The sequence below is a fragment of the Micromonospora sp. CA-246542 genome (genome assembly GCF_050942905.1).
GTDB lineage: Bacteria > Actinomycetota > Actinomycetes > Mycobacteriales > Micromonosporaceae > Micromonospora.
Map to the genome: position 1 here is coordinate 1,036,430 of NZ_CP192040.1, position 23,462 is coordinate 1,059,891.

Below are 23,462 nucleotides of genomic sequence, written 5' to 3' on the forward strand. Positions count from 1 at the left end.
ACCAGCGATACAGCCCCGGCGCGCGTGCCTCGACACCTGTCTTGAGCTTCGGCTCACCAAGACACCTGAACGTCCGGCTGACTCTGGACTTGGTCAAGAGGTGGCTCAGGCGCGGTGTGCTGTAGGCCGACGCGCTGCTCAGGCGAGGTGGCAGCCAGCACGGCTTCGGGCGTGCCCGCGGAGATGCGATAGCCCTCGGCGATGAGTTGAGCGTTGAGATGCGTCGCGTACATGGGCGTGGTGAGGATGCTGTCCGGATCGCCGTCGCGGGGGCCGAGCCAGTCTTTGCCCAAGTCGTCGGCGATTCGGGCGGCGATGTGTGCCCGTTGTTCGTCGCCTAGGGCGAGGTAGATGTCGCGTGCGATTCTCACGGTGGTGGGGTCCGCGGGGGTGGTGTGCGGGTGCCGGGCGGCGAGAACGGCGTCGGCGGCGTGGAGGTATGCCCGGTGCCCGGCGTGGTGCTGGGGAACGTAAGGGCCGATGGGTTGGTCGGGGTCATCGCCGGTGATCTGGTACTGGTCGCGGTAGGCCGCAACAGTCGCCACGTGGGTCCTCCACGTCGTGTGCACGTTCGGCTGGGTGACGTCGCCCTTAAGCCCGGCGAGCCAGGCGGGTTGCTTGGTGAGGGCGCGGTCGGTGACCTCGTTGACCCGCTTCTGGATGAGCCGGGTGGCGTCTTCGAGGTAGGCCGTCAAGGCGGTGTCAGCGGTGCGCGGAGTGGCGTCGAGCCAGGGAACCGGCCCGGCCTCGGGGGCGGGGCGGGTGAGGCTGTGGAGTTGGTGGCGGACGCTGTCCATGTCGCTACCGGGACGGGAAACGGGGAGGAGTTGTTCAGCGGGGTGGCCGTGGGTTTCGGCGGCCTTGAGGGTCCAGGCGAGGGTGCGCCAGCCGTCGGTGGTGCCGGCTTCGACGGGTGGTGGGGTGGAGTCGAGGTGCTGGTTGAGGCGCCAGGCGAGGACTTCGGAGAGGGACCGAGCGTCGTGCAGGGGCCGAGCGAGTGCCGCGGTAGCGACGGCGGTGAGGGCGTCGTGTCCGGCGTGTTCGGCGCGGCGGATCGCGGCGATGAGGGCTGGCCAGGCGGGCTCGCCAGCAGCCCGGTCGGCCTTTCGGTCGCCGAGAACGGTGGCGATCAGCTGTCGATGGTCGCCGTCGTGCGAGGTGGGCTCGCTTGCGAGAAGCCGCGGTGAGCGGGTCGCGTCGATGGGGTCGAGGGGCTCGGCCGTACGCAGGATCGGTCCCAGGAGAGCGGCGTACCTCGCGGTGTCGTCGATGCTGGGTTGGGTGAGGGCGGGGCTCGGGCTGCGGCCGTCCAGGTGGTCTTTGATGCGCCAGGTGAGAAGTTGAGCGGGGGATTCGGCGTCGACGAGGGTGCCGCGGCGGGCGGTGTTGGCGAGGACTTGGGGCAGGTCCCAGCCGTTGCTCTCGGCGGTGCGCAGCGCGCGGACGACGGTAGGCCAGGCGGCGTCACGGTGCACCGCGCCAGCGTCTGGGCCAAGGGCGTCGGAGACGAGGGTGTGCAGGCGCTGGCTGTCGGCGAGTTCGGTCGCGTAGCGCAGTCGGGGGACCAGGGTGGCGAGGCTGTGGGCCTGGTCGGCGGCGTGGGCGATGGCTTCGGTGGCGGAGGTTTGCGCGCCTTCGGTGGCGAGGACGGTTTCGAGGACTTCTCGGGCGGCGCGGGCGTGTGGGTCGTAGCCGGCGCGGTCGAGGCGGGCGTCCTCGTCGAGGGGCAGGATCCGGTGGGTGACGGCGTAGAGGGTGGTGTGCTGGCGGGCGCGGGTGGCGGCGACGTAGAGCTGTTCGCGGGCCATGTCGTCGGTGATGAGGGCGTGGGAGGTGTCGACGGTGGCGCCCTGGGCGCGGTGGACCGTGGTGGCGTAGAGCAGTTCGACGTGCGCGCCGACGTAGGCGGCGGGGAGAGTAAGGGTGCCGCCGTGCTGTTGGTGTTTGACGGTGAGGGCCCCGTCGGGGCGGCGGTGGGTGATGGTCCAGGCGTCGCCGTTGCGGACCCAGTCCTTGCCCCGGTTGCTGGTCATGGTGCGGCTGTTGAGGCGGGTGACGATCCAGTCCCCGCGGCCGGCGCGGTTGCCGTCGTGCAGGTTGACGCCGTCGGGTTCGACCTGCCCGGCGGTGACGCGGTCGGCGCGGGCGCGGGCGGACAGGGCGGTGACGCCGGCGCTGGTGGACGACGACATGAGGGTGGTCAAGCCTGCGGTCATGTCGGTGTGCCAGGCGGTGTATGCCTGTTCGACCATGGCCTCGTAGGAGCCGCCACGTATCCGGCCGCTGCTCTGGTAGTGGTCGAGGGCGGTGGTGTCGCCGTCGCGGAGGCGGCGGGTGGCGTCGGCTTCGGCCGGGGTGGTGAAGCGGTGCAGGGCGGTGAGTTCGACGGCGCCGGCCTCCGTTGCGAGCAGGCGCAGTGCGCCGCCGGACTCGACGGCGGCGAGTTGCCGGTGGTCTCCGAGCAGGCGTACGAGGGCGCCGTGCCGTGTGGCGATGTCGCGTAGGGCGTCGAGGTTGTGGGTGCCGGCGAGGCCGGCTTCGTCGACGAGGATGACGTCGCCGGGCCGTACCCGGAAGAAGTCTTTCCCAGCGGGGAAGGTGCTGTCGGCGTGCCGGTGGTTGCTGTGTTCGTGGACGAACTTGTGCAGGTTTTCGGCGGGGACGCCGAGGTCGGCGCTGAGGACGGCGGACGCGGCGGCGGAGGTGGCCAGGGCGATGAGTCGCTGGCCGTGGGCGGCGACGACGTGTTGGTACGCGCGCATGGTGGTGGTCTTTCCGGCGCCAGCGGGGCCGAGCCCAACGGCGATCAGCCGCGCGTCGGTGGCGAACGCGACGACCATGGCCCGCTGCCCGGCATCGAGCGTGGTGCCGGTGGTGGCCTCGTAACTATCGAGCATCGCCTGCACGGCGGGGGCCGCGTAGCCCAGGACGGTCGGGGTGCGGGCGGCGTCGAGGAGGCGTTGTTCCGCGTCGAGGACCGCCTGGCTGGTGTAGCGGGCGGCGCCGTGCTGCACGAACACCGACGTTCCGTCCTTGCGGCGCAGCCCGGCCGGCTCGACCAGATCCGGCTCGGCTGTCACGGGTACGCAGAGCGCGCTGACGGCCTGGTGGACGACCTGCCGCAGCACCTCCGCGCGATCATGCTGATCGGTGAAGCGCAGCCCGCGAGGGGCGACGGTGGTGGGCGGTTCGCGCAGCAGCCGGTCGGCTTCGGCACGCAGGTTCCACACCGTCCACGTCGACCGGGATCCCTCCGCCCGCCGCACCGCCAGAGCTGCAAAGGCCCCGATCTGGTCTGTGGATAACGTTGTGGAAACCGTCTCGTGTCTGTGGGTGGGGCCGGTGGCGGTGACTACCTGGGCAAGGGATCGCGCGGCCGATCGGCCGTGTTCGGCGTGCAGTCGGGCCGCCCACTCCTCGCGCAGCGCGGCGAGGGAACGGGGAGCGGGTTTGGGGCCGCGGGTGTCGAGGTTGGCCTGGCCCGCGAGGCGGAACGCGGTCTGGTTGTCGGGGTCGCGGCCGTGGGCGCGACGGAAGTCGACGACCAACTGCTCGTAGCGGGCCTCGATCTGCGACCGCCGCGACGAGAACGTCCCGATCACGTCGCGCGGAACACCGGCGACCTCACGGACCGGATGCCGCTTGCCCACGGTGTCGGGGCGGACCGCGAACTCCACCCCGAGGTGTTGTACGGCAAGGGTTTCGATGGTGGAGTTGTAGTGCTCGGACGCGGCGACCGCGACGCGGTGCAACGGGCCGCCGTCGAGGCTGCGCCACTTCCCATCCGCTCCCTGGATCTTGTTGCTGATCGCGACGTGGGTGTGCAGGTTCGGGTCGCCGTCGCGGGAGTCGTAGTGGTCGAACATGGCGTAGACCAGGCCGCGGGTGTCCAACTGCGCCTGCCCGGTATCGCCGCTGCGTGTGAACGCTGCGTGCTTCTCCAGCAGCTCCAGTGCGGAGTCGCGGGCCTGCTCGTGGATCGCCTTCACCGTGTCGCGGACCCACGCGCGTTCGTCGAGGGCCCACAGCAGGACGAGGCTTTTCACGGGGGTGAAGACGAGGTCGTAGCCGGCAACGGCACCGCGGGCACGGCGGGCCTCCTCGGCGCGTACCTTGCCTGTCTCGGCCTGCGTCGGCTCCCGGCCCGTCTCGGCGCGCACCACGTCGAGCCGCTGCTCGACCCGGGCGTCGAAGTCCTGCAGTGTCGCGTAGACGGGGAAACGGCGCCCGAGGGTGGCCTGACGGATCGCCTCCTGCGTAAGCCGCTCGACCTCCTCGTCGTCCATGCCGGGCCGAACCCGGGTAGCGAGATGTCGGGCGATGATGGCATCGGCATCGGGGTGCATCCCCTGGCCAAACAGGTGCCGCATCTGCTCCTCGGACACCTGCCCGACCAGACCGAGCGGGGCCAGACCTCGGCCGCCCCACCGACCGGGAGGGTTACCGGGGGCGGTGTAGTAGTCGGTCGCGTCCTGCCCGGGAAGCCGGTCGCGGTCTCCGCCGACGACGTGCCGGGTGAGGTAGGTGTAGCCGTCGCCGACCGACAGCTTGTGCAACGTCATCACTGGGCGACCACCCCCTTCCCCCTGCGTCGAATTCGCCCCCATCCGCCTTCGTTGGCGCGATTGTTTGCATCGCTTATTTGAGCGGGAGAGGGGACGGTACCCGCCGCAGGCGATCCATGGCAAGAGCATCTGCAAGAGGTGTGTGGGCGTTCTCTTTGGAAGCTGTGGATCCACGTTTGGGCTGGTAGGGGCGGTGTTATGTCTGGGTTGAGGCCGCTTTTCTTTTCGGTTGTTTGTGGTTGGATTGACGTGGCTTGAAATTGCGACTTGGTCTTGTTGGAAATGGGTTTACGTAGCTAGGGTTTCGGTATGGCTAAGCGAATTTCTGGTGCGGGAGTGAATCGGATGGCGGCGCGGAAGGCGTCGGAGGTTCGGGCGGCGCGGGTGGCGAGGCTCGCGGCGTACGAGGCGAACGTGACGGAGGCGGTGCGGGTCTACTTCGACCGGGTGACACGCGCGGGTCAGGTGCGGGACGAGGCGGCCCTTCGGGCTCAGCGGATCCTCGCTGCCGGACAGAGCAGGGCAGGAGGGCTGGCCCGGGAAGCCGATGCGGCGGTCGCCCGGCTTCGGGAACTTGGTGAGCCGGTCGTGGAGATCGCGGCCATGATCGAGCTTCCTGTCGCCGGGGTGCGCGCCGCCCTCGCCCGCGCCAGCGACCAACCGACCCCCGTGGGCGACCAGCCGGCCCTCGTCGATGAGCCAAAGGAGATGCCCATGCAGGAGGAGTCGGCATTGTCGACGGCATGAGGTCGGCGCGGTCTCCACCACGGCGCAGCGGGCGCGGTCGACAGAGGCGGGCGATGTCGCCACCGTGATGGCGCGGCGGGGCCGGACTCGACAGTCCGGCCCCGCCGCGCGTGGCGTGTCAGCGGTCGCCGTAGCGCAGGACGGTCCGGTACTCGGCGGCGTCGGCGGCGCTGTACGGGTCGTAGGCGTCCTTCTGCCCGACCAGCACGAGCCGGCGGCGGACGGACGCCGTGGTGAGGGAGCGGTGCTGCGGGGCAGTGGGAGTGGCGGTGGTGCTCATAGGTGGGTCCTCCTGACGGTTCGGGTTGGTGCGCTGCTGCCCGGGTGGGGCCGGGGTGCCGCGCTGACAGGCCGGTGAGGGACCGGCCGCGGCCGGCGGCGGGCAAGCGGGAAGGCCGCGAGATCTTGGGAGCGCAGCGGTCCGGGGAGCGCAGCGAGCCGGCCAAGATGTTGGGGTCGACGCTTGCCGGACGCGGCCGGGTTGGTCACCACTGGGGACTGGCCAGCGCGCAACACGGACACCGGCGAGAGCGAGACCCAAGCCGGGGTCAGGGCGCAGTGGCGATGCGCCGACGTCCCCTACGGGAGGGCGCGTCGTCCGGTGAGCCGTAGGCGCAGATGCCTGACCGGTGGGGTGGGGTAGGCGCGGAGGTAGGTCACCAGCGTGTAGGCGAGGTCGGCGGTGCGCTTCTCGACATCGCCGAGACCGGGCTGACCCTGCATGCGGGCGTTGAGGACGCCGAGGAGTTGGTACCAGCCGTAATAGAGCTCCTTGATGGCGATGACGTTGCCTGCCGTCAGGTGGGTGCAGGTTGGGTCGCGGTGAGCCACTGCGGGTTCACCGCTTGGGCGTGCTCGTCGAAGAGGTTGCCGGTGAGCATGTCGAGTTGGCGGCGTACGTCGTCGGCGTCCTGCGGGAGGCTGATCGCGGGCAGGGGCAGACAGGCTCCCGACTGGGGGTGGGCGGCGTAGACGACCTGGGTGATGGTCGCGCAGCCGCGGACCAGCTTCCGATAGGCGTCGGCAAGGGCGTGGCCGGCTGGAGAAGTCATCACAGGTTCTCCGGGGCGTCGGGCGGGTGCTCGGTGTTCGACCAGGCGGATGGACTGATCCCCGGGCGGGCCGTGGTCAGCGGCCCGCCCGGTGTGGTGGTCAGCGGTGCAGGAGCTGTGGGTCGGTGGTGACCTCGGGGTAGAGGTGCGCGGCGTACTGCTCGCCGTCGGGGGTGGTGACGATGTCGCCGCGGCGGGCCTTGACCGCAGTGCCGGCGTGGGCGTCGGTGAACCGCATGGAGACCGACAGGTTGCGGGCCTGGACTTTGAGGCTGGGCATGTCGGAGTCGTTGAGGTAGGGCAGGAGTTGGCCGGCTTCGACGAGGACCTGGTCGCCGCGGGTGAGGTTGCGGGCCCGGGCGGCGAGGTCGCCCCAGCACATGACCTCGAAGAACATGGCGCGGGTGTCGACCCACTTGCCGCTGTGGTCGCGGTAACGGTCGCGGTGCACGATCGGGAACTGGACGTACTCGCGGCCGTCGCGGGTGTGGCCGGTCTGCGGTGAGACGGTGAGCCGGCCCTCGACGATGCAGGTGAACAGGGACATGACGATGCTCCAGACAATCGGGTCGGGTGGGGGGTGATGGGCGGGGCCGGCCCGTGCGGCCGGCCCCGCCTGCGGTGAGGGCTAGAAGGCGGGCTGAAGCTCGCGGTCGTCGGCGTTCCAGGGGTCCTCGACCTGCTCGGCCTTGGCGGTACGGGCGGACTGGGCGCCGGCGAACCGCATCGAGACGGCGACGTTGCCGGCGGTGACCTGCAACTGCCCGGCCGGCTTGTCGTTGTTGGGTGACTGGTAGGCCCAGACGGAGAGGTCGTCGCGGGCCTCGACGATGACCGTGTCGCCCTTGCGCAGGTGCTCGGCGCACCGTTCGGCGAGGCTCTCCCAGCAGGTGACCGTGACCCACATCGTCGGCCCGTTGGTCCACTCACCGCTGTTGCTACGGCGGCGGGTGTTGTGGCCGACCCGCAGCTTGCAGACGGCCTTGCCGGAGGGGGTGACGCGCAGCTCGGGCTCGTCGGCGAGGTTGCCTTCGAAGGTGAGGTTGAACAGCATGACCGTGCTCCCTGTCGCTTGCTGTGCGGCGGGCGGGCCGGTCGGGTGACCGGGGCGCCGGGGTGCCGCGCTGACGGGGCCGGTCAGAGCCCGCCCTGGGCCGGGGCTGCAAGCAACCGGCCAAAAGATCTTGGCGTCGAGCGGAGCGAGACAAGGGGGCCAAGATGTTTTGGAAGGGGGCTTAGCGGCCCCGGCCCGGGTGGGCTGACCTTCGGGTCCCTCAGCAGCGGACACCCGGCCGCCACCCGGGACACCAACACCGCCAGTGCGCCTCATCCGTGACAGCTGGACCCGGACGTCGTACCGACCTCGCGGGGCTGCCAAGCTCGGGCGCTGGCGGCGTGCATGAACAGGACCCCGTACGTGTGGGGGCCTCCTGCGCCAGCCAGCGCTGTCCGATGCGAGGTATGTGGGTCGCGCTCGTCGCAGGGCGGGGTTGCCGCGACCACCGCCTGCGCCTGGCATTCGGTACGCGGAGTGCCTTCAAGCCGCACGGGAACCGAGTCAGACGCTAGATGGAACGCGACTCGGGTGTGGTTGAACTCGGACAGCCAGGACGCGCTCAACGGTGGACTGAACGTGCTGGTTCGGTCATGCGTCTTCATGGAGAAGCGCTGCTCGCGCTGTGGCCCGACGTACCAACCTGACCGCAGGTAGTTAGTTCCTTGGCGGGGGCGGGAGGCCAGCGGCGCGGAACGCTCGGGCAACGCGGCGGTAGTCCCGGTTGAGGTAGCGCAGGGTGGGCTGTTCGAGGTCGGCGGTGTCGGCAGTGTCGGCGGTAGCGTCGATTCCGGCGTGTTGGAGCGCGGAGGCGATCCGCTGGACCTCAGTCGGGTTATCGGTCCAGCTGTAGGTGGTGGGCATGTTGGCCCACTTGCGTCGGTCTGCGGCGAGCACGGCGGCGAAGGCGGCTGCGGCACCGGCCGGGGTGGTGAGCCAGGACGGGGTGCCGGTTAGGCGTGTGGCAGCCAGCCCGGTCGCGGCTCCGATAACGCAGATGGCGGCAACGGCGGCCCAGCCGGCTGCGTTGAGCTGCGCGGTCCGCAATAGGTCCCGACGGCGGCCCGAGGGCGAGGCCGTCAGGCGGGCCGAAGATGGGCGATCGGGCATACCTCGACCATGCCATTCGGGGCGACGACATGGTGAGCCGATTTGCATGGCCGTCTCGGGCTTTAGCCGGAGGGTCAGGTGTGCCGAAGTGCTGTACCGATCATCGCTGTGCTGATCCGTCGAAGGCTGACCTTCGACTACGGCCTGCGGATCGTGATGGACGAGTTGGTGTGGCGTCGGCACCAGTTCACCGCGCGGGGTCGGTGGAGTCCGGCCCGCCAGCCGGAGGCAATTGTCGCTCTGGCTTCTGTCGCCGTCAGGCCGACCGTCTGTGCCGCCTCGGTGAGTCGGGGCCACACGACGGTGGCGTCGAGTCCGTTGCGGGCGGCGAGTTGTCCGAGGCGGAACGCTGCGAGGTGCAGGGCCGTGTTGCGTCCGCCAGCGGTGATCCGCTGTCCGCCGCGGATGACCGGCCGGGGTGCGGCCAGGATTCTGCCGATCTCGCCATTGAGGGCGGCGAGCCCGTACCGGTCGGGGTCGTCGATCCGACCCGGGATAGCCGTAGTCGGTTCGGGCACCGGGGCCGGCGGTGGTGACAGCAGTCGCTGTAGGGCTGGTGGGCAGTCTGGCAGGACGCGGTCGAACTGTTGGGTGAAGGTGTATCGGCGGCCGGTGTGGTGCAGCGACGGCGGTGCGACGACGAGTCCACCGGGTCCACGCCAGTCCACCCCGGGAATCAGGCCGACGCGGTTGGCGTGCCCGGTCGCGGCGAACCAGAGATGCCACCCGGATCCGGTTCGTACGACGGGCCCCGTCGGTTGGGTGTTGTCGAGGATGGTCGTGACCGTTCGGAGTCCGTCTGCCGTGTCGATGTCGCAGACGTCGAGCAGGGTGCCGGTGGCGAGGCCGATGTTCGCGTCGGGCCACCTCGTCCACCATCGCCGTACGAGAGCGGGGTCGGTGGAGGCATCTCGCAGCCCGTGCCGCAGCCTGGGGTGTTTGCCGGGTGACGGGCAGGCGAGTGCCCGCCGGCAGTTGCAGCCACCAGCAGTCTGGGGAGTGTGCAGGGGCATCACGGGGATACCGGCGGTGGCGTAACGAAGGGCCACGTGGAGGACCGGCTCGAATCGCAGGTCCTGCGGTGGGGGCGGTTGGGTGGCTGGTGCGGCGGTCGGCCCCTGGGCTTGGGTCGGGGTGGTCATCGGAGGGTCCTCAGGTGGTCATGGGTGCGGTTCGGGCCCGACGGATCTGTCGCGGCCGGGCATGGCACCAGGACGGCGGGATGGTGGACGGGGTGCTGGTTGACCGTGAGGTCGAGGCTGACGTACTCGCCGTTCTCGGTGGCGATCGCGACGCTGAGCGGCGCAGCGGTGCCGGGGACCGGGGTGACGGTGAGGGTGACGGGGCCGGCGGTGATCGTGGCGGTCGGGACGCCGTATCGGTCCTCGCTGACTGCGGCGGTGACGTCCCAGGTGTCGTTCAGCAGCGGCCGGTCGCTGCTGTCGATGAGGCTGCTCATCAGTTCCAACGCGTCTGCGCCGGATGGCTCGGCTTCACGGTTGAGGAATGCGGTGAGCGCGTCGACGATCGCTGTGTCCGGGTGTTGCTGTCCGTTCGTCGTGTGGTGCGAACGCAGATCCCCGTCGTCGGCGACTGTCGGGGTGCGATGGCGCTGCATCAGGCCGGTGTTGATCAGGGCAGCTTGCGGCGTCACGAGTTACTCCAGAGGCAGTGGTGTGGGCGGGAGGGATCAAGGTCGGGGCATGGTTGCTTCGGCCCGGAGGGCTGGCTGTGGAGGCGCGACGGAGAACGCGTCACTCGGCGCGCGCGGCGTCGAAGTCGCGGGCTCCGAGGAAGGCCAGGTTGCGGGCGGGTATGTGCCTGCCGGCGGCGAGCGCCACGATGCGGCTTATCCGGTCCTGTGGGTCGACGGTGAGTGCCCGCCGGGCCGCGGCGAGAGCGAGGGTCTCGTCGCCGAGTCGCCACGCGCACCAGGCGGCGAGACCTGCCGGGGCGGTGACGTACTCGTCGGGGATACGGCGGGTCAGATCCAGCCACAGATCGCGCTCCCACATCGCCCCCGACGTGGCCCGCCGTACCGCGTCTTGGTTGTGCGGATCGGTCAGCAGGATCGCCAGGCGGGCGGCCTGCTCGACGGTGAGGCGGTGGCCGTTCCGGGCCCGGTCGAGCAGCGCTCGCAGCGTCGCCGGCTCGTCGGAGGCGGGCTCAAGGGCGGCAATGGCTGTGGCGACCGCGGCCTGTTGTGCCGGGTCGGGATCGGTGAGCGCGAGCAGGGCGTCGCGACTCGGTAGCGCGACGAGGCCCTCGACGGTCGACTGGGCGGCAGTCGCGGTCGCCTTCGCGTCGAAGCTGACACCCTCGGTGGCGTCGCAGGGACAGTCGAGGCAGAAGTAACGGTCGGTGATCACCAGGAGTGTCTGGCTGACGGTGAGGTGCGCGGCCAGGGCGGCACCTGCCGCCGTGACCGTCGGTGCGACGTCCCGGTTGCCGTAGCCGACGAGGACGAGGGTCTGCGCCGCCGTCCGATCGGCGACGTCGCGGAAGGCCTCGACGACCTGCGCCATCGGGGCGGCAAGGTCGACCCGGGCCGCGACGGCGACTCTCCGGTCGGCCTTCATGAAGAGTGCGACGAGACTCTGCTCGGGGTGGTAGCCCAGCAGGTAGGGCACCAGGCCCAGCAGCCCCGCCTGCGACCGGACTGTGAAGGTGGGGACGTGAGACACGACAAACTCCTTGATCGAGTACGGGTAGAAAACGAGACCGGCTGTGGTCGCCCGGACCACGGCAGGGGACGCCGCTCTACTGCGGCTTCGGGCGTCGCCGCTCACCGGCGAGGACCCGGACAGTGGTGCTCGCGGCGATAGGCGCGTCAGCGGGGCCGCGGAGGTAGGCGAAGACGTAGATGTCCTTTCGCAGCGCCCGCCCGGGACCGTGGGGCTGGGAACGCCAGTAGCCGCTGATCCACCGCCGCTGCGCCTGCGGCTCCCGCGCCTCACCCCGCCTGGTCTCCCGCGGGCCGGTGGCCTGCCGGCCGCGGATGCGGACCAGCCGGACCTCCGGTGCGGGCCGCCGGGTCCGTGCGTACGCCTTACGGATCGAGCGATCCGCCGCGACGGAGACGGTTTCGCCGGTGCGCTGCGCGATGAGCAGCCACGTCGCGGCCAGCACCGCGAGAGCACCGTCAACGCATGTGATCGCCTCGCCGTGGACGAGGAGGCGGTGGCTGACGGGGATGAGCCAGCCGACCTGCTCCCGCAGCGCCTGCACCGCCGGCCCGTCGGCGACGCCAGCCGAGCCACCGACACCGCGGTAGGAGACGATCCGAATCCCTTCATCAGTGCTGGCCCACGATGCGGCGCAGACACCCCCGGCGACCGGATTGGCCCACAGGAGCAGCCCATGGGGTGCGGGGAGGTCTTCGACGTCGAGGACGGTCGCCGGGAGGTCCGTGGCCGCGGTGCAGGCGAGGTCGGTGAACTCGTCGTCAACGGCGAAGAGCCGCCCACCCTGCAAGCTCACCGCGATGTCCTGCCGCTGGCGGACCTCCAGCAAATCCATGCGGTCTGGTCCGGTAAGCAGCGCGGTCAGCCGGTCACGGACCTTCGGCAGCGCCGTGGCCGTGGCCGTGACTGGGCTGTGGGGCCAGTGGACGTCGGTGAGCAGGGTCCGCCCTGGCCGCAGGGTCCCCACGACACCGGCATGAATCGCGCGCACGGCTTCGGCCGCGATCGTCGGATCCGCCCACCCCATCCGGGTGACCGCCCGCTGGGTCAGGGCTTCGCTCCTGCTGGCCTGGGCGAGCAGAGTGCAGGTGATACACGCCGACCAGGTGGTGCCGAAGTCGTGGACGCTGCTGTCGTCCTCGCCGAGAGCGAGGGCCTGTACGGGGCCGCTGTCGAGCCGGAAGACGGGATATCGGTCGCTGCAGAAATCGCAGGACCGCGCTACCCCGGCCACCTCTGCGCTCGGCACAGGGTCCGGGTCGTGGTCGTATGAGGTGCGGGCGGCGGGGTGTAGGTGCCGGAGCCGGCCGGTCGCGTCGAAGTAGGTGTTCAGGATCCGCCGACAGACGCGGCACGCCATCTCTCGCCGCAGGCCGATCGATGTACCAATGGCGGCATTCGGCCTGTACGCCGGGGATGGATCGTCGTGGGAAGGGATGGAGTGAGACATCAGTTGAGGGATCCTCCGGTCGGGGTGGGCCGGCTCGTCGTAATCGGGCGCGGGCCGGCGGGGGCGACGACCTTGACGGATCGGCGTGGGTCGACAGCCATGTGGAGCCGCTGCCGGCTTGGGGCTGATCCGGCCGGTGGCACAGCTATCAGGGCAGGTCAGGGCGGCAGATGTGCGCGACGTGGTCACCGAGCAGTGCCCCCACGCTCATCCCGGGCGTGACCATCACGGTTTCTGGTCGCAGGTCGGGCAGGTCAGCCAGTCGCCCTCGTCGTCAGCCGTGACGTAGATGTCCGGGAGACGCAGGGAAGCTCGCCTGCGCAGGCGCATGCTGGCGGCGTCGGGAGCGGCGGTAGCAGTGACCACTGCTGCAGCGCTTCCGCGATCGGGTCCGCCGCAGCCAGCTCTTCGCTGGTATCGCCGTGAATCTGATGTGTGATGCGGGATCAGGATCTGCTGGTGCACCCAGTGTTTGAGGCGGGTCTGGCGATGTCGTGATCTTGGAACACATGCCGGCCCATAGGTCTGGCGTACGGTCGCGAACCGGGCGACGGACATTGCTGCGCCAGCAGCCGCCCCGCCAACCCGCAACGACGTTCTGACCCGGCGAGTTCCGCGCCGAGGGGCACAGCATGCACCAGCACGGTCAGCCGACGCCGCCACTTGCGACGGCGGGGATTCTTCGGCCGAATTCTGCCGCGGGGGCGTGACGAGCATGCCCCGGATAAGCTGCCTGCCGCAGAGATCCCTACTGGACGGGCGAGGCGTTCTATGGACGTTGGCGGCGAGGACGAGGTCAAGCGACTGCTGGGCATTACCGACTGGCGCGGACTTTCCAAGGAGAAGTTCCGCCAGTTCGTCGCGATGATGCCGGACATGGACAAGGAAACGCGGATCAAACTGATCGAGCAGCTTCCCGAAGTCATGCGATTCGCCGCTGAAGTCGTGGCCGGTATGACCAAGGTGCACGACGCGACCCTCGCGGCCAACGAGGGAAGCCAGGCCCGCGTTCAGCAGACATGGGACGAGATCAGGGCGACGATCAGCGCTCAACTCGACCGCGACGACCTCGACACGGACGGGCGCGTTGCCTTGGCCGACCGGCTCATCCTGATCGGTGATCGGCAAGCCGAGGCCGACGCTAGGAACAAGACGTATCTGGACCGATGGGACAGCAAGAGGACGTTAGGGCTCCTCGCCGCAGCCGTCATCCTGACGACCCTCGCCGCCGGCGGCAAAACGGCACTTCAGAACGGCTCACTGCTGCGCCGGTAGTACGGACACAGTGCCGTGCTGCGGTGCCCTGAGGCTTGCCTAGTCCTGCGGTGACGGGATGACTGCCGCCTCTTCAGCCGGTTCGTCAGCCCGGAGCGCTGCGAGGAGAGCCGTGGCACGGTCGGTGGAAACGCGGACCCCATCGGTGCGCAGCCCTTTGATCAGGACCGACCGGGACAGCGTCACGCCTTGAGCGCTCAGGCGGTCCGCGACTCGACGTCCGGGGTCCATCAGGTCCGTAACGTCGGGGACCGACCGTGGCTGCAGCTGGCCGGCACCGTCCCGGCGTGTCGAGCGCCCGGCTGATTCCGTGGGCTGCGGGCCGGAAACCGTCGAGGGAGTCTCTCGCGGTCCCGGTCCGCTGTCGCCGACGCTCCGGACCTCGACCCGGTCGTTCGTCTCGACGGCCGACGACGCAGGAGTGCCCCCTGGGACGGAGGGCGGAATCGACGTCCGCTGCGAGGACCACTCGGCGTTGACCTGGTCCGGGAGATCGTGGCCTTGGTCCTGTTCACTGCTGTCCCTGTCGACCGCGGTCCGGTCCTGCGCCGGGGCTGTCCGCGCTGCCGGGTCCGACCCTGCGGATAGCGCAGCGTCCGGCGCTGGCCGGGTCCGGGCCTGCGCCGGGAATGCTTGCTCTGAAGCCAACGTGGGGTCCAGTTCGGTGTCGGCGCGGTCCTGTGGTGATGAGGACTGGTCCGGGACCTGTCCCGTCTCGTGGTGGACCTGTGGGTGGGGCAGGGCGGGGACCGGGCGGCTGATCCCGTGTTCGGCGAGCCAGGTCAGAGATGCGAGGACCGCGCCGGTGTCACCCCGCCGGGATGCGACGCGGACCGTGCGGCGTGCCAGCCGGCGGACCTGGTTGCGCCTCGCGGCAGTCCGCCGGGCCTGTCGTTCGGCTGCGGCCCTCCGCAGCAGGTAGGCGGCGCGGGGGCTGACACGGTCGCGGACATCGACGGACCAGGCTGCGGCGGTGCTGGGCAGGTATCGGAGCCAGCGGCGCCAGCCGAACGCGGCCGGCGGATCGGGTAGGAGCCTGCGGCGACGCAGTTCGACGCGGTGTCGGGCACCGCTGCGGATCTCCCAGACCACGATCCCGGCGAGGGACAGGACGGCGAGGAGCCCGGCGCCGACGCGGCTGGCATGTTGGTGGCCGAGGTAGTTGATGCCGGCGGCGGTAGCGGCGCAGAGCCAGGTCAGGGCGCGTGGGGTGCGGGCGGCTTCCCCAGCGAGGCGCATCTTCTGCGCGGTCAGCGCCATAACCAGTGCCAGACCCTCGATCGCGACGGCGACGACGATCCCAGCGAGCATCGGCCAGCCGCGGGCTTGGGCTGCGGTGATCTGTCCGTAGACGGCGCCACCGACGGCCAGCAGGTACATGGTGGCGGCGTAGACGTCATCGGCGTGCCCCCGCACGTACCCGACGAGCGAAGCGGCTCGGTGCCGCCAACGCGCTGCCCGCTGCCGGGCGGCGCGGGCGCGGGCCTCGCGGCGGGCCCGCTGATCGGCGGCTCTCTCCTCGGCCTCGCGGCGCTGGGTGGCGCGGGTCTGGGCGGCGAGGTGCTGCTGCCGCTCTGCTGCCTGGAGTTGACGCTGCATCGCGGCGTCAGCGGCGGCGATCCTCGCTTCCTCGGCGGCCTGGGCCTGCTGGGCGGAGAGGACCTGGCGGGCCAGTCGCCGGTCGCGGCTCGCCAGGTGCACGACGGCCTCCAGGTCGACACTCACCGGCCCCGCCCTCTCTCGCCAACGGCATCGCGGTAGCTGTCGAGGGGAGTCACCGCGGCCCCTGCGCGGGGAAGTCCGCCAGGGTGCCGCGGACGATGGTCGTCGGGTGGTGGGCGCGGGCGAGGAGTTCGTAGACCAGGTGCGGGTGGCCGCCGGCGAGACGGAACCCGACCTCATCGCAGGCCGCGCCGCGAACCGGCCGCCGGACCTCGCCGGGTGCCTGGACAGCGATGACCCACGTACGCGCCCGGTTGACGTCGTAGGTCAGCTGATACACGGCCCCATCGTCGCCGACCACGGTGAGCAGCGCAGGTCCGTCCGTGGTGAACAGGATTCGGTCGACGCGGGCAGGACCGTGCGCCAGGGCCGCGCCGACGGCGAGACGGAACTGCATCCAATCCATGATCACGAACGGCTCCGTGTCCTGCTGTCGGGCGTCGTCGGATCGGGAGCGAGGAGATGTGTGGTTCATAAGGATGGCTCCTGGGCGAGTACACGGCGCGCGCCCGGACCTGCGAATGGGTCCGGGCGCGCGAATGTGCGAGAGAGGTGGTTTCAGGCGGTGGTGGCGGCGAGGTGCAGGGCCTGGACGGCCGTGGCCTCGAGACCGTGGGCGGCATCAGCGTCGGAAAGGGTCTGGGCGACGGAGGTGACGGCGTGCATGACCCCACCGGCGGTGGGGTCGGCACCGGCGATGAAGTGGGCGAGGATGTCGCGTTGCTGCTCCTCGGAGTACTTCAAGCGCTGCCCGACGATCTTGAGGGTGGCGTTGGGGTCGGTGACGGGGGTGCCGGCGGCGGTGTCGAGCTCGCGCAGAACCTCGGCGATGTAGTCGGCGTCGAGGAAGGCGGTGACCGCGTCGGTGGTGCGGGAGGTGATCAGGTCGAGGGTGCGGCGGGTGGTCTCCTCGGAGGCGGTGACGACCCCGTCTGAGCCGGTCATGCGGGAGCCGATGTGGGTACGACGCAGGGCGTTGCGGCGGATGACCATGCCGTTGCGGCACACCTCGAAGCGCACCCACGGAGCGATGCTGAACGCACCCGCCCCGGTCTCCGAGTTCGAGATCAGGAACCCGGCTGAGACGATCGGCAGCTCGGAGCCGGCCCGGCCGTCGAACGGGGACCGGTAGCGGGCCAGCAGGCGGGGCGCGGCGACCTGCACCTGAGGGGAGTAGACCCGCAGGTACATCCGCCGGTCGGTCAAGTCGCAGCCGGCGAACTGGACCCGCACGTTCGCGCGCCGGATCCCGTCGAGAGCGGCGAAAAGGACATCGAGGTTGTCGATGCGGTTGTATCGGTCGGACAGGACCGCTCGCACGATGCCGCCGCCAGTGTCGTTGCGCAGGCAGCGGATGAGGAAGCTGCGGGGGTCGCGGGCAAGCCAACCGTTGACGTTGTCGTCGAACAGGTCGGGGTGTTCGGCGGCGAGGCGCCGTAGGTACGCGACGGGGATGCCGAGCTTGTCGGCGAGGCCGGCGGTGGCGACGTCGTTGACTGTGTACGTGCCGGAGGTCATCGTCACCCCCTCCGGGCCGAGTTGCGGCTCGGTGCCGTCCAGGACGAGGTTGCCGGCGACGGCGCGCATCCGCCCGGCGCCGGCCTTGACGTCCAGGGCCCGGGTGGACTGGTCGGTGAGCATGCGGCGTAGCTGGTCGAGGTCGACGTTGCGGTGCGCCGGAACAGTGATCATCGAAGACATGAGGGATGGGTCCCTTCGAGGAGAGTCGGGGGGTGGGGACTTCGTTGAGGGAGTCAGCGGGCGCCGTCAGCGGTGGTTATGACGGCCAGGCGTAGTCGCTCCCACTGCTCGGGCCCGATGGCGCCGAGCGCGTGGGCCTCGTCGAGGAGGTCAAGGGCGGCGGCGGTGTCGCCGGCGGTGAACGCGGCGTCGGCGGCGCGGAACGCCGCTTCGCCCTGCTCGCGGCGCAGCTCTCGCCATCGCGCGGGGTTGCGGGCCGGCCCAGCCTGGATCAGCACCTCGGGATGGGTCCGGGCATGGGCGTAGATCCACTCCCACTCGGCGGGGGTGGCGTTGACGATCTCGGCGACGTACCGGCAGCCGTCGCCGGTGACCCGGTGATAGCGGGTCCGTACTCCTCGAACGCCAGCAGGATCTCCCGCTGGCGGATCAGCGCCAGACGGCGCTCAGGGTCATCGACCTCGGACACCAAGTCGGCGTCAGTGGACACGGGGCACCAATCGGAAATGTCGAGAGCTGGCGCGGTGAGTGACCTCGCTCCGCTGCGGAGTCGGGTTGGCACGCGAGTCGGCGGGGGCCTACGCGCAGTGCGTGGACCCCCGCCGATAGCGGATTTTCAGATCAGGACTTGCCGCTTACGGGTCCGTCGTCAAACGTCTGCCTCTCGACGTCGGCCAGCTCATCGGCGTCCGAGAGGTCATCGGCCTCGGGGCCCGTTGCCTCGGGTTCCGTCGCCTCGGGCTCGGGCTCGGGCTCCCGCGCGGTGTGCGGTGCGGCGAGCACGTCGTCGTCCGCAGCGACGCCGTCGGCCTGCTCGGTCTCCGCATCGACATCGCCGAAATCTGGATCCTCGGCGTCTGCGGCCGTGGACTCGTCGGTGTCTTCGTCGTTGGGCAGCTCGTCCTGCGGGTCACGGCCGAGCGAATCCCGCAGCGTCGTCTCCGCCTCGGAGAGGGTGTAGCCGTCGGCGACGAGCTGGTCGAGCCACGCCACCGCCGCCTCGTCATCCAACGCCCACGTCTCGTCGCGGGCCGCGTAGCCGAGGTTGCGTTCCTGGACGCAGATCCACTGCGCCACCAGGCAGCGACGCAGCTTGTCCTCCCGAGCCACCACGGCAGCGGCACCATCGACGCCACCAAGAGTGGCGTACAGGCCGTCGACGTCGCGGAACCGCAACCCGTCCACGACAGTTGCCCGAAGCGCCTCCAGGAAGAGCCGCTTCACCGCCCGCGCCGACCCGTACGCGGTGCGGTAGAACTCCCGCCGCACCTCCGCCGCGACTGTCAGACCAGCAAGGTACTCGGCGCGTGCCTGCTCGGCTGCCTCCCGGCGGGCACGCTCCTCTCCCGTGACGCCCCGACGACTGCCGTAGCTCAGGCGCCGGTAGCCATACCGGTCCGGCTCCGCACAGTAGAAAGTCGTCTGGGCATGGTCGCCGATCTTCTCGACGAACGCTGCGAGCCCGGCCAACGTGGGATACACGTCTGGATCGAGCGGAATGCCGTTGGCGTCGGCGAGCTGCGTGGCGGCCACGGCCGTACCGCTGTAGGGGTAGCCCTTCGGCTTCGACGTCACCTTCACCCCGGCGAGCACCAACTCCGCCTTCGCCCGCTCCTTCGCCGCCGCGAAGGTCCGCTTCGACCGCTCGGCGGCGATGGCGTGCCGGAATCCCCAACTCGACCCGGTGCCCTTCAGGATTCGATCCAGGGCAGCCGGATCCTCGGTGAATTCGGTGAGCGCGGAGGCATCCTCCAGCGTCAGGGTGCCGGCGTCGGCCGCGCCGCGCGCCGCCTGCGGCAACTCCCGCAGCTTCAAGGTCTGCTTTACCTTGGCCGTCGGAATCGCCCGCACGGTGGCGATCTGCTCCGGCGACCAGTCCAGCAACGTCAGCTGGTGAAACGCCTCAGCCTCCTCGGTGGGGGTCAGCCCCACCCGGTGGCCGTTCTCGGCAAGCTGCGCGACGATCTGCGCCGCAGCACCTTCGTCGGAGGCGACCCATACCGGCACCTGCTCCATGCTGAGCTCGATCGCCGCGTACTTCCGGCGGTGCCCGATGATCAACTGAAACGCGTTCGGCTGGTCCGGCACCGGAATGACCACCAACGGGCAGAGAACTCCCACGACCGCCATCGAGGCGGTCAGATCGCTCAGGTCACCGACGTCCGTGCGCAGGTTACGCGGGTTATCGACCAGGTCACGAGGGTCGAGGTACTGGGCCCGGAGCGTAGGGCCCGCAAGGTCCGCAGGTGCTGTGACCTCGGCGATGCTGAGGTCGTCTGATACGGGTCGGGACAACAGAGTGGTCGTCATTGCAGAGAACGTCCTTCCTGAACACAAGGACGCCCTACCCGGCGCGGGAACGGCCGGGTGGGCGGTGTTGGCCCGATCCGCCCGGCCGGCCGATCGGCGCAGCCCCGCACAGGCCCACCCACGCTCTGTACGACGCGCAGACGCGGCCGCGACGGTGGGCCTTGCGGGGCCAGCCGCGGCCGGTCAGGATCGAGGGCCAGCAACCGCACCCGCGGCCTCCCGCCCGAGAGCAGGTCAACGTCAACAACGAAGCTGCGCGAAGGCAGGCCGCTATCACCGGGGGTGCTGCCGGGCGGAACCTGGGGGCGGTCAGCGGGTGCTACGGTCGGAAGGCGGACCTGCCCCACGTTTGTGGATCGGCAGGTCCTGCTGTGTTCGGATCACCGTCGCTGGCTGGTCACCGTGGTCCTGAGGATCACGCATCGAAGTGACGACGGCCGGCTGGCCCGTCTGAACGGCAGCCTTATTCGTTGGCGGGCGTGGCCATTGCGGTGTCGATGGCGGTTCTGCCGCGTTCGGGCGCTTCGGGCATGAGGTGGCCGTAGTACTCGTCAGTGACCTTGGAATTACTGTGGCCCAACCAGACCGCGAGGTCGGTGATCGGCACCCCGTTGCCGAGCATCGAGGAGGCGAAGAAGTGCCGAAGCGCGTGGGTCTTGGTGAACGACACCTTCGACTCCGTGAGCGCCGGCTGCCAGATCTGGTTGCGGAAGTAGTACTGGTACAGCAGGCCGGTCCGGCTGTGGTTGGGAAAGAGCAGGTGGACCTGACCCTGGCTGCTCTGCCATGCGAGGGTGCCGAACTTCTTCAGGTGTGCCCGTACGACCGCGGCGACGATCTTGGGAAGCGGCACGGCCCGGCCGGGGGACTCGGCATCGCGGTGCTTGGTGTACATCTTGAGATGCAGGCTGGCGTTCTTGCCACTGTCGCTTTCGCCGTCCTCGGTGATTTGCCGGTTGACGTGCAGCAGTCCCCGGCGGAAGTCGATCTGGTCGCGACAAAGGCCCATCGCCTCAGCGACGCGTAGCCCGCAGCCAGCCATCAACCAGGCCACCGCGGCGTATCGGGGGTCGAAGGCAGCGATGAGCGCTTCGATCTCGACGCGTGTCGGTACGACGATCTTCTCTTTCACCACGCGGCGTACATTGGCGCGGCGACCGGGGAGTTTGGCCCGCTTGGCCGGGTTGCGGCCGAGTTCGTCGTTGTCGACCGCCCACTGCAGTGCCGAGCTGAGGTACCCGAACCGGGTCTGGATGGTCTGCGGTTGGTACTTCTTGGTGTCGCGCATCCACAAGATCCACGCCTGGATGTCGGCGAGCTTGAGCGCCCCGGTCGTCCTGGCCTTGAAGTATGGCCGGACCGCCTGGTTGAGCATGCTGCGGTACTGCCGGACGCTGGAGTTCTCCAGGCCGCGTGTGGTGGCCCACCGTTCGAACAGCGTCGCGACGGTTTCGGCGCCTCGCTCGGTTTCCAGGTATGTGCCGGTGTCGAGTTCGCGCTCCTTGCGGGTGCGGAAGTTCTCCGCGTCGACCTTGCGCCGGAACGTCTTCTGTCGTTGCCGGCGGTCTGGATCCATCCAGAAGCAGGTGTGGCCGGGACCGTCGGCGCTGGGCTTGATCCATGCTCGTGCCATGAGGGGAACTCCTTGGTGCATTGCGAAGCCGGCTGGCGTCGGGGCGCACGTCATCGCCCCGGCTCGTGCACAGCGAGCGGGTTGAGGACAGGGGGTATCGCCCCGGCGGCCGGACCAGGCTGCGGGCTGCGGGCTGAAGGGTGTGTGCGGTATCGGCCGTCGGTGCGAGTGGCGCGCCGCGGATTGTCGGGTACGGGCTATCGGCTCGTGACCAAGCCGCAGGTCACGAGTGGTCTGTTACGCGCAGAGGCGTTGGTGCCGGTTGGCTACTCCAGCCGGCCGAGGAAGCCGTCGATCATCGCGAGTAGTTCCTCAGTGGGTGCGCCGTCGGCGGCGGCGGTGCGGACTTTGCCCAGTACCTCGCGGACCTGCTGGCGCGTCTTGCGGCGGATCTCGTCGCTGTCGGCGAAGAAGCCGTCGAACGCGGCCTGCGCCCTGGTCAGAAACTCGTCGCGCAGTTGTTGCGGGACCCCGCGGCCGGACGGTTCGAGTGACTCAGCCGCGGCAGTCTCGTACTGCGCCGCGTCAGTGCCGTTAAGTGCTTGCTCGCCGCGTATCCATCGCAGCAGTTGAATCGAGTCGACCACCACGCCGGGTGCGACCTGCACCTGCTGGCCGGCGTCGGGCACCAGCAATGTCTCCGGCGGAACGTTCAGCGCGTAGGCGAAGCGCAACAGCTCGTCGACCGTGACCGGGGTCCGGCGGCGACCCGCCTCGATGTTCATCAGCACCGTCGGCGACATTGCCGGGTCGTCATACAGCTCAGCAGCCTTGTCCGGATTCAGGCGGCGCTTCTTCCGGATCTCCTTGAGGCGTAGCCGCACCACCTCACCCGGCGTGGCCTCGCCACTGAGCTGCTCACTTGTCATGTTCGTAAGTTCTACTCGCTTGGTTGACAAGCCGCAAGCTTGCTGGTCATATTACTTCTCCATCCAGCAAGTAGCGTGAGTCTACTTGCCAAATTGACAAGTTGGTTGATGATGCGAGAAGAGCCGACAGGCATGTGGACCCACGAACAGGCGGCTCGATATTTGGGCGTGCAGCCCCAGACCTTGTACTACATGAATTACACGGGCAAAGGACCCAAGTCGTACAAGGTGGGCAAATATCGCCGCTACCGCAGGCGCGATATCGACGCTTGGCTCGAAACCCACAGCTCCGAACGCTGACCGCTCCCAATTACCGTTACTGCACCCTGTTCGGAGCGAGCCGATACGACCATGACAACCGGCACCAACTTCGCCCTGTACTACGTCGACGACTCCGGTAGCGAAGCCCACGGCCTGACCACGTTTAGCTGGATCCGGATCGATCCAGCACAGTGGGCTGACGCGACCCAGCGATGGTTGAGATTCCGCGCAGCGGTCTACCGCCGCTATGGCATCCCCGCCGATATCCGGCTGCATGCCACCGAACTGGCGGGCGGCCGAGGAACCTGGGCGCAAGACCCTGTCCGCAGGACCGCGCGGATTGGCCTGAGCGTCATCCAGGAAGGTCTGACCGCGATGGCTGGCCTGCCGGGCGTCACGCTTGGCAGCGTCTATCGCCGTACCAACGCCCGCGGACGCAACTTCGAACGCGACAAGCAGGACCTCTACCGCTGCATGATCGCGAAGCTCGACGCCGACCTCCACGATGCTGCCACCTTCGGCACCGTCGTAGTTGACGGCGACGGTACCAACGGCGGTTACAACCGCGCACACCGCGCCCTGGCTAACGGCAGCCGCGCCCACATCGAGGACCCCTTCTTCCGGCACGCAAACACAAGCCAGTGGGTCCAGATCGCTGACCTCGCTGCCTGGACCGGATATCGGTCTCTACGTCCCGGCGGGAGACGAGACAGGACCACGACGTGGTACGGCCAGATCCTCCGGCACCTTGATGAGGAAGGAGGGCCGGTCGAACTTTGAAACCAACGGACCAAGAATGCGATCTATTCAGACCCTGCGACGGGGAGGTTGCACAGAGTGAGTTTGGCGGTTGAGGAGGTGGGCGTGCGATCGATCGCGGCCCCGTAGCAGCGCTGGCGCAGGAGCAGCATCCGCCCCCGGCGCGAGCGGTGTCATAGCCCCACCTTGGCGACTCCGGCAGTACGGCGAGAGCGGCAAAGTCTTTGGCTTATCGGCCGCTGGGGCTTGACACCGGCAGGCGGGGGAGGA

At 69.6% G+C, this 23,462-nt stretch carries 23 protein-coding genes; 4 read left to right on the forward strand and 19 right to left on the reverse strand.

Annotation, left to right across the window (positions count from 1 at the left end):
* Positions 1-53 precede the first annotated feature (53 nt).
* Positions 54-4,562, reverse strand: coding sequence for a MobF family relaxase (gene mobF / locus ACQP0N_RS04990; protein WP_433117921.1), 4,509 nt, complete (start codon positions 4,560-4,562; stop codon positions 54-56).
* A 348-nt stretch (positions 4,563-4,910) separates the two neighbouring features.
* Between mobF and ACQP0N_RS04995 the strand changes: the two genes are divergently transcribed.
* Positions 4,911-5,312 carry a hypothetical protein gene (locus ACQP0N_RS04995; RefSeq protein WP_433117923.1) on the forward strand — a complete coding sequence of 134 codons (402 nt, stop codon included), beginning with the start codon at positions 4,911-4,913 and terminating at the stop codon, positions 5,310-5,312.
* A 118-nt stretch (positions 5,313-5,430) separates the two neighbouring features.
* On the opposite strand, the gene ACQP0N_RS05000 is transcribed toward ACQP0N_RS04995, so the two are convergent.
* The 11 genes from ACQP0N_RS05000 to ACQP0N_RS05050 all read right to left on the reverse strand — a co-directional run bounded on the left by ACQP0N_RS05000 (position 5,431) and on the right by ACQP0N_RS05050 (position 13,028).
* Positions 5,431-5,592 (reverse strand): hypothetical protein, encoded by a 162-nt coding sequence (locus tag ACQP0N_RS05000; protein ID WP_433117925.1) that lies wholly within the window; start codon positions 5,590-5,592, stop codon positions 5,431-5,433.
* Positions 5,593-5,891: 299 nt separating this feature from the next.
* Complete coding sequence (locus ACQP0N_RS05005) at positions 5,892-6,143, reverse strand: hypothetical protein (protein ID WP_433117927.1); 252 nt, start codon at positions 6,141-6,143, stop codon at positions 5,892-5,894.
* Positions 6,110-6,364, reverse strand: coding sequence for a hypothetical protein (locus tag ACQP0N_RS05010; protein ID WP_433117929.1), 255 nt, complete (start codon positions 6,362-6,364; stop codon positions 6,110-6,112). The genes ACQP0N_RS05005 and ACQP0N_RS05010 overlap by 34 nt, the downstream gene beginning before the upstream one ends.
* Before the next feature lie 100 nt (positions 6,365-6,464).
* Positions 6,465-6,911, reverse strand: coding sequence for a single-stranded DNA-binding protein (locus ACQP0N_RS05015; protein ID WP_433117931.1), 447 nt, complete (start codon positions 6,909-6,911; stop codon positions 6,465-6,467).
* Between the two features lie 81 nt (positions 6,912-6,992).
* On the reverse strand, positions 6,993-7,418 hold the full coding sequence (locus tag ACQP0N_RS05020; RefSeq protein WP_433117933.1) for a single-stranded DNA-binding protein: 426 nt from the start codon (positions 7,416-7,418) through the stop codon (positions 6,993-6,995).
* A gap of 657 nt (positions 7,419-8,075) precedes the next feature.
* Positions 8,076-8,528, reverse strand: coding sequence for a hypothetical protein (locus tag ACQP0N_RS05025; RefSeq protein WP_433117935.1), 453 nt, complete (start codon positions 8,526-8,528; stop codon positions 8,076-8,078).
* 137 nt (positions 8,529-8,665) lie between these two features.
* Complete coding sequence (locus ACQP0N_RS05030; protein WP_433117937.1) at positions 8,666-9,670, reverse strand: bifunctional DNA primase/polymerase; 1,005 nt, start codon at positions 9,668-9,670, stop codon at positions 8,666-8,668.
* The gene (locus ACQP0N_RS05035) at positions 9,667-10,182 is read right to left on the reverse strand and encodes a hypothetical protein (RefSeq protein WP_433117939.1); all 516 of its coding nucleotides are present in this window, start codon (positions 10,180-10,182) and stop codon (positions 9,667-9,669) included. The genes ACQP0N_RS05030 and ACQP0N_RS05035 overlap by 4 nt, the downstream gene beginning before the upstream one ends.
* Before the next feature lie 100 nt (positions 10,183-10,282).
* Positions 10,283-11,212: a DUF4192 domain-containing protein gene (locus ACQP0N_RS05040; RefSeq protein ID WP_433117941.1), complete on the reverse strand. Its 930-nt coding sequence runs from the start codon at positions 11,210-11,212 to the stop codon at positions 10,283-10,285.
* Positions 11,213-11,288: 76 nt separating this feature from the next.
* Complete coding sequence (locus tag ACQP0N_RS05045; protein WP_433117943.1) at positions 11,289-12,662, reverse strand: hypothetical protein; 1,374 nt, start codon at positions 12,660-12,662, stop codon at positions 11,289-11,291.
* 225 nt (positions 12,663-12,887) lie between these two features.
* The gene (locus ACQP0N_RS05050; protein WP_357132235.1) at positions 12,888-13,028 is read right to left on the reverse strand and encodes a hypothetical protein; all 141 of its coding nucleotides are present in this window, start codon (positions 13,026-13,028) and stop codon (positions 12,888-12,890) included.
* A 405-nt stretch (positions 13,029-13,433) separates the two neighbouring features.
* Here ACQP0N_RS05050 and ACQP0N_RS05055 point away from each other — a divergent pair, with 405 nt between their 5' ends.
* Entirely contained in the window at positions 13,434-13,937 is a 504-nt protein-coding gene (locus ACQP0N_RS05055) for a hypothetical protein (protein ID WP_357132232.1), read from the forward strand.
* 39 nt (positions 13,938-13,976) lie between these two features.
* Here the strand turns inward: ACQP0N_RS05055 and ACQP0N_RS05060 are convergent, their stop codons facing one another.
* The 7 genes from ACQP0N_RS05060 to ACQP0N_RS05090 form a co-directional block, all read right to left on the reverse strand.
* Positions 13,977-15,662 (reverse strand): DUF2637 domain-containing protein, encoded by a 1,686-nt coding sequence (locus ACQP0N_RS05060; RefSeq protein ID WP_433117945.1) that lies wholly within the window; start codon positions 15,660-15,662, stop codon positions 13,977-13,979.
* 49 nt (positions 15,663-15,711) lie between these two features.
* Positions 15,712-16,056 carry a hypothetical protein gene (locus ACQP0N_RS05065; RefSeq protein WP_433117947.1) on the reverse strand — a complete coding sequence of 115 codons (345 nt, stop codon included), beginning with the start codon at positions 16,054-16,056 and terminating at the stop codon, positions 15,712-15,714.
* Between the two features lie 161 nt (positions 16,057-16,217).
* The gene (locus ACQP0N_RS05070) at positions 16,218-17,351 is read right to left on the reverse strand and encodes a DUF932 domain-containing protein (RefSeq protein ID WP_396818280.1); all 1,134 of its coding nucleotides are present in this window, start codon (positions 17,349-17,351) and stop codon (positions 16,218-16,220) included.
* A 62-nt stretch (positions 17,352-17,413) separates the two neighbouring features.
* A complete protein-coding gene (locus tag ACQP0N_RS05075; protein WP_433117949.1) occupies positions 17,414-17,638 on the reverse strand; it encodes a hypothetical protein in 225 nt (74 codons plus the stop codon).
* A gap of 343 nt (positions 17,639-17,981) precedes the next feature.
* Positions 17,982-19,670, reverse strand: coding sequence for a ParB/RepB/Spo0J family partition protein (locus ACQP0N_RS05080; protein WP_433117951.1), 1,689 nt, complete (start codon positions 19,668-19,670; stop codon positions 17,982-17,984).
* 463 nt (positions 19,671-20,133) lie between these two features.
* The gene (locus tag ACQP0N_RS05085; protein ID WP_433117953.1) at positions 20,134-21,246 is read right to left on the reverse strand and encodes a tyrosine-type recombinase/integrase; all 1,113 of its coding nucleotides are present in this window, start codon (positions 21,244-21,246) and stop codon (positions 20,134-20,136) included.
* Positions 21,247-21,569: 323 nt separating this feature from the next.
* The gene (locus ACQP0N_RS05090; protein WP_433117955.1) at positions 21,570-22,172 is read right to left on the reverse strand and encodes a helix-turn-helix domain-containing protein; all 603 of its coding nucleotides are present in this window, start codon (positions 22,170-22,172) and stop codon (positions 21,570-21,572) included.
* Positions 22,173-22,364: 192 nt separating this feature from the next.
* Between ACQP0N_RS05090 and ACQP0N_RS05095 the strand changes: the two genes are divergently transcribed.
* Both ACQP0N_RS05095 and ACQP0N_RS05100 read left to right on the forward strand, forming a co-directional pair.
* Complete coding sequence (locus ACQP0N_RS05095; RefSeq protein ID WP_433121442.1) at positions 22,365-22,472, forward strand: hypothetical protein; 108 nt, start codon at positions 22,365-22,367, stop codon at positions 22,470-22,472.
* Positions 22,473-22,523: 51 nt separating this feature from the next.
* Complete coding sequence (locus ACQP0N_RS05100; protein WP_433117957.1) at positions 22,524-23,213, forward strand: DUF3800 domain-containing protein; 690 nt, start codon at positions 22,524-22,526, stop codon at positions 23,211-23,213.
* Positions 23,214-23,462: the final 249 nt, after the last annotated feature.